Source organism: Streptomyces huasconensis, assembly GCF_021028635.1.
GTDB classification, from domain to species: domain Bacteria; phylum Actinomycetota; class Actinomycetes; order Streptomycetales; family Streptomycetaceae; genus Streptomyces; species Streptomyces huasconensis.
This window is the reverse complement of sequence record NZ_CP086119.1, coordinates 7,250,633-7,268,507: the sequence shown is the minus strand read 5'-3', so window position 1 is coordinate 7,268,507 and position 17,875 is coordinate 7,250,633. Positions and strand designations below refer to the sequence as shown.

The window sequence follows — 17,875 nt, the reverse complement described above, 5'->3', positions numbered from 1 at the left end:
GTACTCATGCGGCGCACACCGCATCAAGGGCCCTTGACCGTACGAGGGTTGAGCAGAGCACGACGCAGACCGAACCGCTCACGCCGGGCCTGGACAGCCGCGCTGCTCTCCGGAGCCCTGGTCACCGGGGCGCTCTCGGCCCAGGCCGCCTCCGCGCGGCCGTACCCGGAACCACCGTTGACAACGATGTCCCTTCCCTCGCCGCCCGGCGGCGCCAACGTCAAGGTCCTCGTCTTCCACGGCTCGGCGGCGGGCGGCGACGAGTCCCCGGTGGTCAACGCCGGCATCGAGGCGATCGAGGAGATCGGCCAGTCGGGCCCGGCCGCCCAGAGGTTCAAGATCGTGGCGACGGACGACCCGGCCGTCTTCACGAACGAGCGCAAGCTCGGCACGTTCAACGCGGTCGCCTTCCTGACCGGCGGCGGCGACGTCCTCGACCCCGAGCAGGAAGCGGGCCTGGAGGCGTACATGGAGGCCGGCGGCGGCTTCCTCGGCATCCATGACGCGGCCCGCGCCGAGCCGTACTCGACCTGGTTCACCGGCCTGATCGGCGCCCGTCCGGCCGACGCGAGCCCGGCGAACGTCCAGCGGGCGACCGTCGAGGTCGGCGACCGCGGGCACCCGGCGACCAAGAGTCTGCCGCTCCAGTGGAAGCGGTCCGACCGGTGGCCGAACTGGACGAAGAACCCCTCGGGCGACGTGCACACGGTCGCTCGCGTGCGGGAGTCGACGTACCAGCCGGGCGCCGGCAAGAACGGCTGGGACCACCCGGTGTCGTGGTGCCGCGACTACGACGGCGGACGCTCCTTCTACACCGGCATGGGCGGCACGGTCTCCTCGTACGACGAAGTGGACTTCCGCGGTCATCTGCGCGGCGCCCTGCTGTGGACGACCCGCATCGCGCGCGCCGACTGCAAGGCGACGATCGACGCCAACTACAAGGCGGAGCGCCTCACGCAGGCCAACCAGCCGGGCCGCAACGACCAGATCGGCGAGCCGCACGGCCTGGTCACCGCCCCCGACGGGCGGGTCCTCTACATCGGCCGCGGCGGCGCCGACTCCTCCCAGCCGGTGGTCACCGACTGGAACGACCCGGACATCGGCAAGGGCAAGGGCGAGATCCACGTCTACGACCCGAGGACCAAGAAGGTGACGCTCGCGGGCGCCCTGTCGGTCTTCGGCAACAAGGGCGGCGGCGACGAGCTGATCAAGGTGGAGGAGGGCCTGCTCGGCATCGAGATCGATCCGCAGTTCGAGCAGAACGGGTGGGTGTACCTGCACTACACACCCCACGCGAGGATCAACCGCGAGACGCACATGGCCGAGCGGTACGTCTCCCGCTTCACGCTCGACCGGGCCACGAACAAGCTGGACAGGGGCAGCGAGAAGGTGTTGCTCAAGTGGCCGGTGCAGATCCACAGCTGCTGCCACTCGGGCGGCGGGATGGCCTGGGACTCCAAGGGCAACCTGTACATCGCGACCGGTGACAACAACTCCTCGCGGTTCACGGACGGTTACTCGGGCAACAACCCCGAGCCGGACTTCAAGGGCGTCTCCTTCGCCGACGCGCGCCGCACGGCCGGCAACACCAACAACCTCAACGGCAAGATCCTGCGCATCCACCCGGAACCCGACGGGACGTACACCCTCCCCGCAGGGAACCTCTTCACCGGCAAGGAGCAGGACGAGGGCGGCGGCAAGACGCGCGGCGAGATCTATGTGATGGGCGTCAGGAACCCGGCGCGCATCTCCATCGACAAGAAGACCGACACGCTGTACGCGGGATGGGTCGGCCCGGACGCGTCCGGGCCGTCGACGACGTGGGGCCCGGCGAAGTACGACACGTTCGCCGCGATCACGCACGCCTCCAACCGCGGCTGGCCGTACTGCATGGGCAACAACCAGCCCTACCGGGACCGCAACCTGCCGGACCCGTCGAAGCCGCTCGGCTGGTACGACTGCGCCAACCTGAAGAACGAGTCGCCCAACAACGACGGCCTGGTGAACATCCCCCCGGCCGAGCCGAACAACATCTGGTACTCGCCGCAGGGCGGCGGCATCGACTACCCGCGCGACGCGAACGGCGTGCCGAGCTACCGGACGGAGGAGCAGAAGCAGCTTCTGCCCTGGCTCAAGGGCGGCGGCCAGGCCACGATGAACGGTCCGGTGTACCGCCATGACGCGGCGAGCGCGAGCGCCGACGCGTGGCCTTCGTACTGGGACGGCAAGTGGTTCGTCGGCGACTTCTACGACGGCGACCAGCCGCGGCACGCGGTGCTCACCGACCCGAAGACGGTCGGCGACGGCGGTCTGCCGGTGCACGCCGAATCGCTGAAGAAGATCATCCCGGTCGGCAACGACGGCATCAGGAACCTCATGGACTGGAAGTTCGCGCCGGACGGCTCCCTGTACGTCCTGGACTACGGCCGCGGCTTCTTCACCTCGGACTCCAAGTCCGCGCTGTGGCGCGTGACCTACAAGGGCGGCGGGCCGACCCCGGCCGCCGGTGATCTGGCGAGGAGGGCGGGATGAGGCGTTCCCCGACGGCACGGACCGGACGGACCGTACGGAAGCGAAGACTGTGCACAGCGCTGCTCGCGTCGCTGCTCATGGTGCTCGGCCTGACGTCGACGGCGGCCACGGCACGCGGCGACGACACCGGGATCGCGGCGGCCCAGACCCTGACCTGGACGGCCGACAACGACATCAACAAGTACAGGTCGGCGCCGACCACGGCGGTGGCGGGACCGACGACGATCGTCTTCGAGAACAGTGAGGCGACCGGCAACACGACGGGCATGCCGCACACGCTGACGTTCGACGTCTCCGACCCGGAGTACAACAACGACGTCCCGTTGAACATCCTGGCCAACCCCAACGACGACCAGGGCGGCAGGCACACCGCCGAGGTCACGCTCACCCCCGGCCGCTACCGCTACTACTGCACGATCCCGGGCCACGGCGCGATGCAGGGCATCCTGGTGGTGACCGAGGGCGGCGGCGAGGACACCACGGCTCCGCAGACGTCGGCGAAGGTGGAGGGGCAGACCAACGCCGACGGCGCGTACGTCGGTTCGGCCTCGGTGGCGGTGAGCGCGACCGACGAGGGTTCGGGCGTCGACCGGATCGAGTACGCGGTCGGTGCGTCGGGCGCCTGGCAGCCGTACACCGCGCCCGTGGTCGTGAACCAGGTCGGCACCCACAAGATCCGCTACCGGGCCTTCGACAAGGCGGGCAACGTGGCGGCGGAGAAGGCGGTCGACTTCACGGTCGTCGCGCCGTCCACCGACGACAAGACGCCTCCGGAGACGTCGGCCACGGTGTCCGGCGAGAAGAACGACCAGGGGCAGTACGTCGCGATGGCCACGGTCACGGTGACGGCGTCCGACACCGGCTCCGGCGTCAACAGCATCGAGTACGCGATCGGTGACGGCGGCGCCTGGAAGGCGTACACCGCCCCGGTCATGGTCCACGAGACGGGCACCCACAAGGTCCGCTACCGCGCCGCCGACAAGGCGGGGAACCAGGCGGCCGAGAAGTCCGTGGAGTTCACCGTGGTCGCGCCTCCGGCCGAGGACAGGACGCCTCCGGAGACGTCGGCGAAGGTCGAGGGCGAGAAGGACTCGGACGGCGCCTACCTCGGCAGGGCGAAGGTGACGGTCACCGCGAGCGACGCCGGTTCGGGGGTGGCGAGGACCGAGTACTCCTTGGACGGCGGCCCGTATCTGGCGTACGAGGCGCCGGTCGTCGTCGATCGCGTGGGGCGGCACAGCGTGACGTACCGGGCGAGCGACAAGGCGGGCAACACGGCGGAGGCCAAGACGGTCTCCTTCACCGTCTCCGAGGGTGGCGGTGTCCCGGCGCCCAACTGCCCGGAGTTCGACGAGCGGGTGACGGTGATCGTGGGCACGGTCGACACGGGCGTCCCCAACCGTGTCACGAACAACCGCTGCCGCATCGGCGAGCTGATCGAGGACGAGAAGGAGTGGACCTCGCACGCGCTCTTCCTGAAGCACGTCAAGAGCGTGGCGGACAAGCTCCTGCGGGCGGGCGAGATCGACCAGCGCGAGTACAACAAGATCAATCGCGCCGCCAAGCAGTCCGGCATCGGCAAGCCGGGCGAGACGGACGGCTACCGGAAGATCTTCGACGGCACGAGGGAGTCCTTCGCCCGATGGGAGCAGGTGGGCGGCGGCAGGTTCGGGCTCAACGCCGACGGCACCCTCACCAGCTCCACCACGGTCCAGGGCATGGGCATGCTCTGGTTCCCGGAGCGGAAGTACGGCGACTTCTCGCTGAAGCTCCAGTGGCGGGACGACGCGCCGGGCAACAGCCACACCAACTCCGGTGTCTTCGTGCGCTTCCCGCAGGTCCACGACCATCCGGAGGAGTCTCGTCCGGAGTGGGTCGCCATCAAGTACGGGCATGAGGTGCAGGTCCACGACCGGCCCGACGGCGACATGTACAAGACGGGGTCGATCTACGGCTTCGACCGGGTGGGCCTGGCCGGTGCCGGGGTCACTCCGAAGGGCACCTGGAACGACTACGAGATCCGCATGGTGGACCAGCACTACGCGGTCTACCGCAACGGCGTCCTGATCAACGAGTTCGACAACACCGGCGGCCAGGAGTTCACGCCGCCGCGCGCCGACGACCCGGGCACGGACGGGCGCCGTTACGCGTCCGGCTACCTCGGGCTCCAGGTCCACGGCGTGACGGACGTGGTGTCGTACCGCGACATCCGGATCAAGGAGCTGTAGCCGAGCCCTTGCCGTTCCGCGTCGGCGCCCTCGCCCCCGCACGGGGCGGGGGCGCCGTCGCGCGCGGTGGGTGCCGGTGAGGGGCCTAGTCGTCGGTGTCCGTGGCCGCCAGCACCGACACGCGGGGTCACTCCTCGTGCTTCGCGCGGCTCGGCTGGACGCGTTTCGGCTCGCCCGGCATCTTCGGGTACTCCGGGGGGTAGGGCAGGTCGCCGAGGCCGTGGTCGTGCTCGTCCTTGGTGGCGAGTTCGAGGAGGGCTTCGAGGGAGTGGGCCCGCTCCTCCATGCCCGCGTGGAGGTCTCCGACCTCGGCGAAGCGGCCCGGCATGGTGGCGAGGTCGAAGTCCTCGGGGCGGGCGTCCTCGACCTCGTCCCACCGCAGGGGAGCCGAGACGGGTGCGTGCGGGCGGGCCCGTACCGAGTAGGCGGAGGCGATGGTGCGGTCGCGGGCGGTCTGGTTGTAGTCGACGAAGATCCGTTCGCCGCGCTCCTCCTTCCACCACGCCGTGGTGACCTGGTCCGGCATGCGCCGCTCCAGCTCGCGCCCGCAGGCGATCGCGGCCCGCCGCACCTGCGTGAAGGTCCAGCGCGGTTCGATGGGCACGAAGACGTGCAGGCCGCGCCCGCCGGAGGTCTTGGGCCAGCCGACCAGGCCGCCGAACTCGTCGAGCACGGCCCGGAGTTCGTGGGCGGCCCGCACCGCGTCCGTGTAGTCCGTGCCGGGCTGCGGGTCGAGGTCGATGCGGAGTTCGTCGGGGTGGTCGATGTCGTCGCGGCGTACCGGCCAGGGGTGGAAGGTGAGCGTGTTGTACTGGGCCGCCCAGATGACGGCGGCCACCTCCGTGGGGCACATCTCGTCGGCGGTGCGGCCGCTGGGGAAGGTGATGGTGGCGGTGGGAATCCAGTCGGGGTGGTTCTTCGGCGCCCGCTTCTGGTAGAAGAACTCCCCGGCCGCGCCGTCCGGATACCGCTGCAAGGTGGTGGGGCGGTTCCGGAGCGCGCGCAGGATGCCGGGGCCGACGGCCAGGAAGTACTGGGCGAGGTCCAGCTTGGTGTAGCCGCGCTCGGGAAAGACGACCCGGTCGGGGCTGGACAGGCGGACCGTCCGCTCCCCCGTGTCGATCTCCACGGCCGCGCTCTTGCCCTTGGTTTCACCCATGGAGCCACGCTAAGCGGGCCGGACACACGGCGCACACCGGGCGGTATGCCGTGAATCACCGCAGAATCGGAGTATGGATCTGCCGGTGATGCCGCCCGTGAAGCCCATGCTCGCCAAGCCCGTGGCGAAGATCCCGCCGGGCATGCAGTACGAGGCCAAGTGGGACGGCTTCCGTGCGATCGTCTTCCGCGACGGCGACGAGGTCGAGATCGGCAGCCGTACGGGCAAGCCCCTCACCCGCTACTTCCCCGAGCTGGCGACGGCGCTGCGGGAGCGGCTGCCGGCGCGCTGCGTGATGGACGGCGAGATCGTGATCGCCAGGGACGGGCGGCTGGACTTCGACGCCCTCACGGAGCGCATCCATCCGGCGGCCTCGCGCGTCGCGACGCTCGCCGAGCGCACGCCCGCCTCGTTCGTCGCCTTCGACCTGCTCGCCCTCGGGGACGAGCCGCTCACCGCGACGCGCATGACGGAACGCCGCGAGCGGCTGGTGACGGCACTGTCCGGGGTGACTCCGCCCGTCCATGTCGCTCCGGCGACGACCGACACGGAGGTGGCGCGACGCTGGTTCGAGCAGTTCGAGGGCGCGGGCCTGGACGGCGTCATCGCGAAGCCGCTGGATCTGCTCTACCGCCAGGACGAGCGTGTCATGTTCAAGGTCAAGCACGAGCGCACCGCGGACTGCGTGGTCGCGGGCTACCGCTTCCACAAGAGCGGCCCGATCGTCGGCTCCCTCCTCCTCGGCCTGTACGACGCCGGGGGCGCCCTCCAGCACGTCGGCGTCGCCGCGGCCTTCTCCATGAAGCGGCGGGCGGAGCTGATCGAGGAGCTGGAGCCGCTGCTGATGGCGTCCGCGGAGGGGCATCCGTGGGCCGCCTGGGCGGACGAGGCGGCGCACGAGACGGCGCGGCTGCCGGGCGCGCCGAGCCGCTGGTCCGGCAAGAAGGACCTGTCGTGGGTGCCGGTGCGCCCGGAGTGGGTCTGCGAAGTGGCGTACGACCACATGGAGAACGGGCGGCGCTTCCGCCACACGGCGCGGTTCCGCACGTGGCGGCCCGACCGGGACCCGTGGAGCTGCACGTATGCCCAGTTGGAGGAGCCGGTGCGGTACTCGCTCTCGGACGTTCTGGGGCCGCCGCCGGGCTGAGCGCCGCTCGCGGTGCGGCGCTGCCGGGAGGACAGCCGCGGCCACGCGCCGCACACTCGGAAGTGATGACCGGTTCGCCGCACCCAGGGGGTCGAGGCCGTGCACAGTGTGCCGCTCTGGCTATGGATGGTCTTCGTCGTCACCGTACTGGTGTCCTTGGCGGTCGACCTGCTCGCGCACCGGCATGCCCACGTCATCGGGTTCCGGGAAGCCGCCGCCTGGAGCGCGGTCTGGGTCGGACTGGCCATCGCCTTCGGCGCCCTCGTCTTCCTCGTGGTCGGGACGACCGCCGGAGTGGAGTACACCACCGCGTGGCTGCTGGAGAAGAGCCTGTCGGTCGACAACCTCTTCGTCTTCGCGCTGATCTTCGGCTACTTCCGGGTGCCGCGCGCCTATCAGCACCGGGTGCTGTTCTTCGGCGTGCTCGGCGCCCTGGTCTTCCGCGGCATCTTCCTGGCCGCGGGCGTGGCCGTGGTCAGCCGCTTCACGGCCGTGCTGTTCGTCTTCGCGCTCATCCTCTTCTACAGCACCTACAAGATCCTCAAAGAGGAGGAGGACAGTTTCGACCCGGGCAAGAGCATCGCCGTACGCCTGCTGCGCAAAGTGGTGCCCGTCCGCGACGAATACGCCGGCACGCACTTCTTCGTGAAAGAGGCCGGGAAACGCGTCGCCACCCCGCTCCTGGCCGTCGTCGCCGCGATCGAGGCCGCCGACCTCGTCTTCGCCGTGGACAGCGTGCCCGCGGTGCTGGCCGTCAGCAGCGACGCCTTCATCGTCTACACCAGCAACGCGTTCGCCATCCTCGGCCTGCGGGCCCTCTTCTTCATGCTCGCCGGGCTGCTCGACCGCTTCCACTACCTCAGCAAGGGCCTGGCCCTCATCCTGGCCTTCATCGGCGTCAAGCTCGTCCTCCAGGCCTCGCACAAGACGATCAGCAGCGCCGTCCCCGAGATTCCCTCGCTGATCAGCCTGGCCGTCATCTGCGTCGTGCTGGCCGTGTCCGTGGCCCTCAGCCTGCTGCGGCCTCAGCCGCCCCCGTAGCGCGATATGCCGGAAATGAACCGCAAAATAGTGTTAAAAAACACCAAGCAATAGTAAAGTGGTGCTATGAACGGCGAGCGGAAACACCGGACGAGCGCGTCGGGGCATGTCTGCGGCGCGTGCAAGCGACCTGTCGACACCGTGGTGGAGCGCCACAAGAGCCTCGGTGTCTATGTCCCCGTCTGGACGGCGGGGCCATGCCGCAACCCGGACTGCGCGGAGTACGTCCCGGAGGGCGCGTACATCGCCTGGACCCGCAGCGGCTGGGAGAGGAAGTCCGGCCGGGTGCGGCACTGACGCCGCCGACGGCAGGGACGGGGAGGTGGCCCGTGTCGCATGACTCCCGCTTTCACCTCGACCGTGACGGGCATTCGATCACGGTGTGTGTCGGTCGCGCACGGGACCCGGTCGAGGTACTGGTCGACGGCAAGGTCGTGGCCACCTGCCAGAAGCGCCGCCGCGGCGTCACGGCGCTGACGGCCGAGCTGCCGGGCGACGCGCCACGACCGTGCACTCTCCGGGTCGAGTGGGCCGCCGCGGCCGACGGCGGTCCCGTCTGCCACCTGGAGACGGAGGACGGCCGCACCCTCGTGCCCCGCGTCGCACCCACGTCTCCCCCGGGCCGGGCCCCGTCCCCGCCCCGCGGCCCCTTCCAGCGGCTGATGAGGTCCCTCCGGCGCTGACCACCACGGCAGCAGCAGTCGACACACCGCCCGCCACCGCAATCACGCCATTGTGTGAAGCCGCTCCCCCGTACCTTCCGCCCCACCGCCCGTGACCGTATGCTCCTGCGCCTGACACGTCAGTTACCGACGGTAAGGGGGCAGGGGCATGGGGCACAGTCGTGCCGAGGGAAGCACGCGGCGGGGGTTCGTCTCGGGGGCCGCCGCGGTCGGCGGGGCGGCCGCGCTGGGAGTGGGAGTGGCCGCGCGGCCCGCCGCCGCCGCACCGGGAGCACCGCGGGCGAAACAGTCGGTGGCCGTGCTCGGCGGTGGCGTCGCGGGGCTGACGGCCGCCCATGAACTGGCCGAGCGCGGCTTCGCCGTCACGGTCTACGAACGCCGGGCGCTCGGCGGCAAGGCCCGCAGCATGGACGTGCCGGACAGCGCCAAGGGCAACCGCAGACCGCTGCCCGGAGAGCACGGCTTCCGCTTCATCCCGGGGATCTACCACAACCTCCCGGACACCATGCGCCGCATCCCCTTCCCCGGGAACGCCAACGGGGTGTGGGACAACCTCGTCGCGCCGCGCGAGATGTCGTTCGCGCGCACCGGCCGCGAGGACCTGCGGATGCCGATCCCGTGGCCGGGCAATCAGCCGGAGCGGCTGAGCCTCGACGACATCGCCCGCGCGCTGACCGCGCTGCTCGACACGGCCTTCAACCTGCCGGCGCACGAGGTCGCGTACTTCGTGAACCGCGCCCTGGTCTTCCTCACCAGCTGCGACGAGCGCCGCGACGACGAGTGGGAGGCGACGCCGTGGTGGGACTTCGTGCGCGCCGAGAAGATGTCCAAGGACTACCAGCGCATCCTCGCGATCGGCGTCACCCGCAACATCGTGGCGACGAAGGCCGAGGAGGCGAGCACCCGCACGGTCGGCACCCTCGGCGAGGCCTTCGTCTTCAACGCGCTCGGCCAGGGCGCGGACGGCCCGCCGGACCGGCTTTTGAACGCCCCCACGAACGAGGCGTGGATCGATCCCTGGGTGAGTCATCTGAAGTCGCTCGGCGTCGAGTTCCGCGTCGGCTGGACGGTGCGCGAGCTGGCGTACGGCGGCGGGCGTGTCACCAAGACCGTCGTCGAGGACCCGGACGGTGTACGGCGTGACATCACCGCCGACCACTACGTGCAGGCCATGCCGGTGGAGCACGCGCGCAGGACGTGGAGCGCCGCGATGAAGGCGGCCGACCCGCAGCTGGCGCGCTGCGACAAGCTGCAGACGGACTGGATGACGGGCATCCAGTTCTATCTGACCGAGCGTCCGCCCCTCGTGAAGGGCCACTTCAACTGCATCGACTCGCCCTGGTCGCTGACCGGCATCGCACAGGCGGGCCACTGGCCGGAGCGCGACTTCCCGGCCGACTACGGCGACGGGGTGGCGGTCGAGTGCCTGTCGGTGGACATCTCCGAGTGGGACAAGCCGGGCATCCTGTACGGCAAGACGGCCAAGCAGTGCACCCGCGACGAGGTCGCCAAGGAGGTGTGGGCGCAGCTCAAGGCGGCGCTGAACGACACCGGCAAGACAGTGCTGAAGGACGGCAAACTGCACTCGTGGTTCCTTGACCCTGGCGTCGACGGCCTCGGTACACCCAACCCGACGAACGACGACGAACTCCTCATTCACCCGGTCGGCACACTCCACAACCGCCCCTCGGCCGCGACGAAGATCCCCAATCTCTTCCTCTCCGGCGACTACGTCTCCGTGGACATCGACCTCGCGACCATGGAGGGCGCCAACGCCTCGGCCCGCCAGGCGGTCAACGCGCTGCTGGCGCGGGTGGGTTCGGACCAGAAGCCGTGCACGGTGCGGCCGCTGTACCGCGCCCCGGCCGTGGAACTCGCCAAGCGCCACGACCGCACCCGCTACCGACTCGGCCTGCGCAACGCGCTCGATGTGGGCTGATCGCGGGGGTGTACGAGGTATGACGTATGCATGAGAAGACGGTGGACGCGGACGCGTGCGGGACTGGGGGCGGTGATGCTGGCCGCCCTGGCGGTCGGCTGCACGGTGGAGACCGACAAGAAGGAGCCGCCTGCGAGCGGCCCCGCAGGCGCCCCCGGCGGCGGCCCCGGGAGGAGTCCCGGGGGCGGTGTCGCGCTCGCCGTGAAGATCGACAACGTCCCACAGGCGCGTCCGCAGACGGGCCTGGACACCGCCGACGTCGTGTACGTCGAACAGGTGGAGGCGGGGCTGAGCCGCCTGATGGGCGTGTACGCGTCCCGGCTGCCGGCCGCGGTCGGGCCGGTCCGCAGCGCGCGCGAGACGGATCTCGAACTCCTGCGCCAGTTCGACACACCCGTGCTCGCGTTCTCCGGGGCGCAGTCGAAGCTGCTGCCGCTGATCGCGGGCGCGCCCCTGCGGGCCGTGCCGCCGGAGAAGGCGGCTGAGGACGCCTACTACCGGGACGACGCCAGGGCGGCGCCGCACGATCTCTTCGTACGCCCCGGCGCCCTGAAGGTGGTCCCGCAGGCGAGCGCCCTGGAGAGCACCGGGTTCCGGTTCGGCCCGCGGCCGGCCGGCGGCACACCGGAGACGCACCGGACGATCCGCTTCCCGTCGGCCCGCTTCGCGTTCGACTGGGTGGAGTACGAGGGCCGCTGGCGCATCACCATGGACGGCGAGCGGGCGCGGACCTCCGCGGGCAAGGAGCTGGCCGCGTCCACGGTCGTCGTGCAGTACACGAAGGTGCGGCCGTCCCAGTTCCACGACCGTTCGGGCAACGTCTCTCCGTTCACCGAGACCGTCGGCGAGGGCGGTGCGCGCGTCCTGCGGGACGGGCATGCCTATGAGGCGCGGTGGAAGCGCGCGTCGGCCGAGGACGGCACCCGCTTCACGACGCCCGACGGCAGGCCGCTGCCGTTCGCCAAGGGGCAGGTGTGGGTGGTGTACGCGCAGCCGTGACGGGCGCTCAGGACCGGGGCGCCGCCGGCGGCTGACCGGGGTCGCGCAGGCTCTCCGCGGCGTCCGCGACCCGCTGGGTCAGGTCGAGGAAGAGGCTCTGTTCGTCGGTGGTGAGCGGGGCGAGGAACACCTGGTTCATCCGGGCGGTGCGCACGGTCAGCCTGCGGTGCGTGGTCCTGCCCTCGTCGGTGAGGCGCAGCAGGTAGCGGCGGCCGTCCTGCGGGTCGCGGACCTTGTCGAGCAGCTCGCGGCGGATCAGCCGGCCGATGACCTCGGCGACGGTGGACCGGTCGAGGCCCACCCGCTCCCCCACGGTGCGCTGGTCGAGGCCGGGCTCGGCGACGAGGGCGTTGAGGACCGCGAACTGCGGTGAGGTGATCTCCTCGGAGACCATCGTGTTCCACAGCAGGTGGTGCGCCTGCTGGAGCCGCCGGGCCAGGTGCCCGGGATGGGTGGCGAGGTCCACCGCGGCCATGGGTTCCTCCGCTTCTCCGGTGCGCCGGCGCCGGACTTCCCGGCGCTTTTCGTCGGTGCACTGAACGATACCCGCTCCCGATTCCCTGTACTGCCTGCTCTTGCCAGGCAGTTGGGGCGACCCCTACCCTCGCAGAAATACTCAGTGCCCTGATTAACTGCTGTGCGTTGATCCGGGCCGGCAAGGGAGGGGGGACGGATGGACAAGGTGGTGGCCACGGCCGCCGAGGCGGTGGCCGACGTCCGGGACGGGGCGTCGCTCGCGGTCGGCGGCTTCGGCCTGAGCGGCGTGCCGAACGAGCTGATACGGGCGCTGCACGCGTCCGGGGCCTCGGACCTGCGCGTGGTGTCCAACAACTGCGGCGCGATGGACTCCGGCCTCGCGGTGCTCCTGTCGGCCGGGCGCATCGCCCGCGTGACCGGCTCATACATCGGCGCCAACAAGGAGTTCGCCCGGCAGTACCTGGGCGGCGAGCTGGAGGTCGAGATGATCCCGCAGGGCACGCTGGCCGAGCGGCTGCGGGCGGGCGGGGCCGGCATCCCGGCCTTCTACACCCCGGCCGGGGTCGGCACGCAGGTCGCCGAGGGCGGGCTGCCGTTGCGCTACGACGGGGAGGGCGGCGTCGCGCTCGCCTCGCCGCCCAAGGAGGTGCGCGAGTTCGACGGCATCCCCTACGTCCTGGAGCACGGCATCCGCACCGACTTCGCGCTGGTGCGGGCGGCCAGGGGCGACCGGCACGGCAACCTCGTCTTCCGCAGGTCCTCCCGGAACTTCAACCCGCTCGCGGCGATGGCGGGGCGCGTCACCGTCGCGGAGGTGGAGGAGCTGGTGGAACCCGGCGAGATCGACCCGGACGCGGTGCACCTGCCCGGCGTCTTCGTGCAGCGCGTGGTCGCGCTCACCCCGGACCAGGCGGCGGACAAGCGGATCGAGAAGCGGACGGTGAGCGGCTGATGCCCTGGACCCGCGAGCAGATGGCGGCCCGCGCCGCGCGCGAACTGCGCGACGGGCAGTACGTGAACCTGGGCATCGGCCTGCCCACGCTGATCCCGAACCACCTCCCGCCCGGCGTCGAAGTGGTCCTGGAGTCCGAGAACGGCATCCTCGGGGTGGGCCCCTACCCCGAGGAGGACGAGGTCGACCCCGACCTGATCAACGCGGGCAAGGAGACCGTGACCGTGCTGCCGGGCGCCTCCTTCTTCGACTCGGCGCTCTCCTTCGGGATGATCCGCGGCGGCCACATCGATGTGGCCGTGCTCGGCGCGATGCAGGTCTCCGCGCGCGGGGACCTCGCCAACTGGGCGGTCCCCGGCAAGATGATCACCGGCATCGGCGGGGCGATGGACCTGGTGCACGGCGCCCGTACCGTCATCGTCGTCATGACGCACACCGCCAAGGACGGCACCGCGAAGATCGTCGAGGAGTGCGGTCTGCCGCTGACGGGCAAGGGATGCGTCGACCGGGTCATCACCGACCTCTGCGTCCTCGATGTCACGGAACGCGGCCTGGAGCTGGCCGAGTTGGCGCCGGGGGGCACGGTGGAGGAGGTCGTCGCGCGGACCTCCGCCGAGATCCGCCCATCGGCGGGCTTCACGTCATGACCACGGGAACGCCGACCTCGACTCCGGAGACGCAGGACACCATGACCACGACCACCTCCTCCCCTTCCACGCCCTCCTCCCCCTCGGCCGCCTCCTCCCCCTCGCAGCCCGCCGCGCCGCTGCCCGACGGCCTCAGCCAGGACGCGGTGGACGCCGAAATCGCGAAGGCGCAGGCGGCGGCGCCGGGCGGCGGGCACCACCCGCCGCGCGACTACCCGCCCTACCGCAGCAGCCACTTCCGCCACCCGAAGCAACCGCTGGTCCCGCTGCGCGACCCCGAGGCGGTGGAGCTGACCGGCCCCGTGTTCGGCGTCACCGACGTCACGGCCCTGGACCGGGATCTGACGCGCCGGCACCAGGGCGAGCCGCTCGGCGAGCGCATCACCGTCACCGGGCGCGTCCTGGACCGCCGGGGGCGGCCCGTGCGCGGCCAGCTGGTCGAGCTGTGGCAGGCCAACGCATCCGGGCGGTACGCCCATCAGCTGGACCAGCACCCGGCACCCCTGGACCCGAACTTCACGGGCTTCGGCCGCTGCCTGACCGACGACGAGGGAACGTACTCCTTCACGACCATCAAGCCGGGCGCCTATCCGTGGCGCAACCACGTCAACGCCTGGCGTCCGGCGCACCTCCACTTCTCGCTCTTCGGCACGGCCTTCACCCAGCGCCTGGTCACCCAGATGTACTTCCCCGGGGACCCCCTCTTCCCGTACGACCCCGTGCTGCGCTCGGTGACCGACGAGTCCGCGCGGCGGCGCCTCGTCTGCGCCTACGACCACGCCCTGTCCGTCCCCGAGTGGTCGCTCGGCTACCGCTGGGACATCGTCCTGGACGGCCCGTCCGCGACCCTCTTCGAAGAAGGCGACCCCAGCTGATGTCCGCGTCCGCCGCCAACCCGCTCCCCACGCCCTCCCAGACCGTCGGGCCCTTCTACGGCTACGCGCTGCCCTTCCCGCGCGGCGGTGAGGTCGCGCCCGTGGGCCACCCGGACACCATCACGCTGCACGGATACGTGTACGACGGCGCGGGGCAGCCCGTCCCCGACGCCCTGGTCGAGACCTGGCAGCCCGCTCCTGACTGCTCGCGCGCGGGCGCCCCCGGATCGCTGCGGCACGACCCCGTGACGGGACGGACCGTCGGGCGCGACGGTGTCGCGTTCACCGGCTTCGGCCGGGTCCCGACCGACGCGGACGGCCACTGGGCGGTGCGGACGCTGCCGCCGGGCGGCGTCTCGTACATCTCGCTCGCCGTCTTCGCGCGCGGGCTGCTGCACCACCTCTACACGCGCGCGTACCTGGTGGAGGAGCCCGGGGACGCGCTGCTCGGCTCGCTGGACACCGACCGGCGCGCCACGCTGATCGCCCGGAGCGAGGCCCCGCGCACGTACCGCTTCGACATCCGGCTCCAAGGGGCGGACGAGACGGTCTTCCTGGAGTTCGCGTGAGCGGCCTGTTCTCTCCCGGATGGGCGGGTTCCGCCGCCGAGGAGGCGACCGGTGACCTCGCCTTCCTCCAGGCCCTGCTGGACGCCGAGGCGGCGCTGACCCGCGCCCAGGCCGCCGTGGGCCTCGCCCCCTCGGAAGCCGCCGCGGCGGTCACGCGGGCGGCCTCGGACGCGACCCGCTTCGACGCGCGCGGCATCGCCCTCCGCGCGCGGGAGGGCGGCAACCCGGTGATCCCCCTGGTGGCCGACCTCACGGCGGCGGTGCCCGCCGACGCGGCGCCCTACGTCCACCGGGGTGCGACGAGCCAGGACATCCTCGACACCGCGCTGATGCTGGTCGCCGCGCGCACGCTGGACCCGCTCCTCACGGACCTGTCCCGCACCGAACGCACCCTGGCCCGCCTCGCGTCGCAGCACCGGGACACAGTGCTGCCGGGCCGCACGCTGACACAGCACGCGGTGCCGACGACGTTCGGGCTGAAGGCCGCGGGGTGGCGCTCGCTGGTGCTCGACGCGCGGGACCGGGTCGCGGGGGCGCGGGCGGCGCTGCCCGTGCAACTGGGCGGGGCGGCCGGGACACTGGCGGCATTCCAGGCGTACGGGGGCGGGGAACCGGGCGTGCCCGGCGAGCGAGGCGGGCAAGGGCTCGTGGCGGCCTTCGCGCGGGAGCTGGCGCTCGTCGAGCCGCTGTTGCCCTGGCACACCCTGCGTACGCCCGTCGCCGACCTCGCGGCCGCCCTCGCCTTCACGGCCGGGGCCCTCGGCAAGGCCGCGGTGGACGTGACGACGCTCTCCCGGACGGAGATCGGCGAGCTCTCCGAGGGCTCCGGCGGGGGTTCGTCCGCCATGCCCCACAAGGCGAACCCGGTGCGCGCCACGCTCATCACCGCCGCTGCGCGCCGCGCGCCCGCCCTCGCGGCCACCCTCCTCGGTTCCCTCGCCGCCGAGGACGAACGGCCCGCGGGCGCCTGGCACGCCGAGTGGGAACCGCTGCGCGACCTGCTCCGCCTGGCCGGTGGCGCCGCCCGTGACGCGGCCGAGATGACCGAAGGGCTGCGCGTCCACCCCGACGTGATGCGCGAACACCTCGACCTGGCGGGCGGGTTGACCGTGTCCGAACGGCTCGTCGCCGTGTTCACCCCGCTGCTCGGCCGGGCCCGCGCGAAGCGGCTGCTGGGTGAGGCGGCACGGCGTACGCGCGTCGAGGGGCGCACGCTCGCGGAGGTCCTCGGGGAGATCCTGGCCGACTTCGGGGAGAGCCTGCCCGACGAGTCCGCCCCGGGGGAGGCTGCCCCGGAGGAGTCCGCCCCGGAGGAGTCCGCCCCGGAGGGGGTCGATCTCGCCGCCCTCGCCGCCCTCCGTGATCCCGTCCGCCTCTCCGAACTCACCGACCCCACCCGCTACACCGGCTCCGCCGGCACCCTCACCGACCGCGCCCTGGAGCGACGTTGACGACCCTCCCGAACGGCAGGCTGCCGCACCACACCACCGAGGGGCCGGACAGCGCTCCTGCGCTCCTCCTCGGCCCGTCCCTCGGCACGTCGACCGCCCTGTGGGACGCCGTCGCGCCGGAACTGGCCACCGCCCACCGGGTCGTGCGCTGGGATCTGCCCGGTCACGGCCGGTCCCCCGCAGGGCTGATCGGGCCCGGCGCCACGGTCGCCGATCTCGCCGGACTCGTCCTCGCACTCGCCGACACCCTCGGCATCGACCGCTTCGCGTACGCGGGTGTCTCGCTCGGCGGTGCCGTCGGACTGCATCTCGCGGCCCACCACCCGGAGCGCATGACGAGCCTCGCCGCCGTCTGCACGTCGCTGCACTTCGGCGGCGAAGAGCAGTGGCGCGAGCGGGCCGCGACCGTGCGCCGCGAGGGCCTGGCGGCGCTCGCGGAGTCGGCGCCGCGGCGCTGGTTCACGCCCGGGTTCACGGTTCCCGCCCTGGTGGCCGACCACGCGTACGCCGATCCGGGCGCGTACGCGGCGTGCTGCGACGCCCTGGCCGCGTACGACCTGCGGGACGGCGTGGCGTCGGTCGCCGCGCCCACGCTGGTGCTCGCCGGGCGCGAGGACCCGGCGACGCCGCCCGCCCACGCGCGGGAGATCGCCGACGCGGTGCCGGGCGCGTCCCTGGTGGAACTCGCGGGCGCCTCGCATCTGGCACCCGCGGAGCGCCCCACCGCCGTGAGCGCCGCGCTGCGCGCCCACTTCGCCGGCTCGACCGGGTCTCCGGGCCCGGTGGACGGCGGTGGGGCGGCCGTGCGCCGCGCGGTGCTCGGTGACGCGCACGTCGACCGCGCGCAGGCCGCCACCACGCCGTTCACCGCCCGCTTCCAGGACTTCATCTCCCGCTATGCGTGGGGGGAGATCTGGACCGACCCCACGCTCTCGCACCGCGAACGCAGCATGATCACGCTGACCGCGCTGGTGGCCCACGGTCATCTCGCGGAGCTGGCCCCGCATGTCCGCGCCGCCCGCCGCAACGGCCTCACGCCCGAGGAGATCGGCGCGGTCCTGCTCCAGACGGCGGTCTACTGCGGTGTACCGGCGGCCAACGCGGCGTTCGGGGTGGCTCAGCGGGTGCTGGCGGAGGAGGAGACGGCGACGGGACCCGAAGCACGGGACTGAGGCC

16 protein-coding genes are annotated in these 17,875 nt (G+C 71.9%); 14 read left to right on the top strand and 2 right to left on the bottom strand.

The features are described 5' to 3' along the window. The first annotated feature begins 6 nt into the window (after positions 1 to 6). Both J2N69_RS32435 and J2N69_RS32430 read left to right on the top strand, forming a co-directional pair. A complete protein-coding gene (locus J2N69_RS32435; RefSeq protein WP_408056840.1) occupies positions 7 to 2,532 on the top strand; it encodes a ThuA domain-containing protein in 2,526 nt (841 codons plus the stop codon). After that, entirely contained in the window at positions 2,529 to 4,760 is a 2,232-nt protein-coding gene (locus tag J2N69_RS32430; RefSeq protein ID WP_230903889.1) for an OmpL47-type beta-barrel domain-containing protein, read from the top strand. The genes J2N69_RS32435 and J2N69_RS32430 overlap by 4 nt, the downstream gene beginning before the upstream one ends. Before the next feature lie 127 nt (positions 4,761 to 4,887). Here the strand turns inward: J2N69_RS32430 and ligD are convergent, their stop codons facing one another. Further along, a complete protein-coding gene (gene ligD / locus J2N69_RS32425; RefSeq protein WP_230903888.1) occupies positions 4,888 to 5,919 on the bottom strand; it encodes a non-homologous end-joining DNA ligase in 1,032 nt (343 codons plus the stop codon). A gap of 73 nt (positions 5,920 to 5,992) precedes the next feature. On the opposite strand from ligD, the gene J2N69_RS32420 reads away from it, so the two are divergent. The 6 genes from J2N69_RS32420 to J2N69_RS32395 all read left to right on the top strand — a co-directional run bounded on the left by J2N69_RS32420 (position 5,993) and on the right by J2N69_RS32395 (position 11,728). After that, on the top strand, positions 5,993 to 7,066 hold the full coding sequence (locus tag J2N69_RS32420; RefSeq protein ID WP_230903887.1) for an ATP-dependent DNA ligase: 1,074 nt from the start codon (positions 5,993 to 5,995) through the stop codon (positions 7,064 to 7,066). A 99-nt stretch (positions 7,067 to 7,165) separates the two neighbouring features. Continuing rightward, positions 7,166 to 8,107: a TerC family protein gene (locus J2N69_RS32415; RefSeq protein WP_230903886.1), complete on the top strand. Its 942-nt coding sequence runs from the start codon at positions 7,166 to 7,168 to the stop codon at positions 8,105 to 8,107. A gap of 66 nt (positions 8,108 to 8,173) precedes the next feature. Next, positions 8,174 to 8,404, top strand: a complete 231-nt coding sequence (locus J2N69_RS32410) for a hypothetical protein (protein WP_230903885.1) — start codon at positions 8,174 to 8,176, stop codon at positions 8,402 to 8,404. Positions 8,405 to 8,436: 32 nt separating this feature from the next. Then, positions 8,437 to 8,790 carry a hypothetical protein gene (locus J2N69_RS32405; RefSeq protein WP_230903884.1) on the top strand — a complete coding sequence of 118 codons (354 nt, stop codon included), beginning with the start codon at positions 8,437 to 8,439 and terminating at the stop codon, positions 8,788 to 8,790. A 148-nt stretch (positions 8,791 to 8,938) separates the two neighbouring features. Next, a complete protein-coding gene (locus J2N69_RS32400; protein WP_230903883.1) occupies positions 8,939 to 10,729 on the top strand; it encodes a hydroxysqualene dehydroxylase in 1,791 nt (596 codons plus the stop codon). A 30-nt stretch (positions 10,730 to 10,759) separates the two neighbouring features. Next, complete coding sequence (locus J2N69_RS32395) at positions 10,760 to 11,728, top strand: DUF3048 domain-containing protein (protein ID WP_230903882.1); 969 nt, start codon at positions 10,760 to 10,762, stop codon at positions 11,726 to 11,728. A 7-nt stretch (positions 11,729 to 11,735) separates the two neighbouring features. On the opposite strand, the gene J2N69_RS32390 is transcribed toward J2N69_RS32395, so the two are convergent. After that, on the bottom strand, positions 11,736 to 12,203 hold the full coding sequence (locus J2N69_RS32390; protein WP_230903881.1) for a MarR family winged helix-turn-helix transcriptional regulator: 468 nt from the start codon (positions 12,201 to 12,203) through the stop codon (positions 11,736 to 11,738). A gap of 198 nt (positions 12,204 to 12,401) precedes the next feature. On the opposite strand from J2N69_RS32390, the gene J2N69_RS32385 reads away from it, so the two are divergent. From J2N69_RS32385 to pcaDC, 6 genes are read left to right on the top strand one after another with little or no spacing between them, the layout of a single operon-like run. Further along, a complete protein-coding gene (locus tag J2N69_RS32385) occupies positions 12,402 to 13,157 on the top strand; it encodes a CoA transferase subunit A (protein ID WP_230903880.1) in 756 nt (251 codons plus the stop codon). Then, the gene (locus tag J2N69_RS32380) at positions 13,157 to 13,804 is read left to right on the top strand and encodes a CoA transferase subunit B (RefSeq protein ID WP_230903879.1); all 648 of its coding nucleotides are present in this window, start codon (positions 13,157 to 13,159) and stop codon (positions 13,802 to 13,804) included. Before J2N69_RS32385 ends, J2N69_RS32380 begins: the two co-directional genes overlap by 1 nt. A 41-nt stretch (positions 13,805 to 13,845) precedes the next feature. Beyond that, a complete protein-coding gene (pcaH, locus tag J2N69_RS32375; RefSeq protein WP_230903878.1) occupies positions 13,846 to 14,679 on the top strand; it encodes a protocatechuate 3,4-dioxygenase subunit beta in 834 nt (277 codons plus the stop codon). Further along, positions 14,679 to 15,248 carry a protocatechuate 3,4-dioxygenase subunit alpha gene (gene pcaG / locus J2N69_RS32370; protein ID WP_230903877.1) on the top strand — a complete coding sequence of 190 codons (570 nt, stop codon included), beginning with the start codon at positions 14,679 to 14,681 and terminating at the stop codon, positions 15,246 to 15,248. Before pcaH ends, pcaG begins: the two co-directional genes overlap by 1 nt. Further along, positions 15,245 to 16,699, top strand: a complete 1,455-nt coding sequence (gene pcaB, locus J2N69_RS32365) for a 3-carboxy-cis,cis-muconate cycloisomerase (protein ID WP_230903876.1) — start codon at positions 15,245 to 15,247, stop codon at positions 16,697 to 16,699. Before pcaG ends, pcaB begins: the two co-directional genes overlap by 4 nt. After that, positions 16,696 to 17,871, top strand: coding sequence for a bifunctional 3-oxoadipate enol-lactonase/4-carboxymuconolactone decarboxylase PcaDC (gene pcaDC / locus J2N69_RS32360; RefSeq protein WP_230903875.1), 1,176 nt, complete (start codon positions 16,696 to 16,698; stop codon positions 17,869 to 17,871). The genes pcaB and pcaDC overlap by 4 nt, the downstream gene beginning before the upstream one ends. Positions 17,872 to 17,875 lie beyond the last annotated feature (4 nt).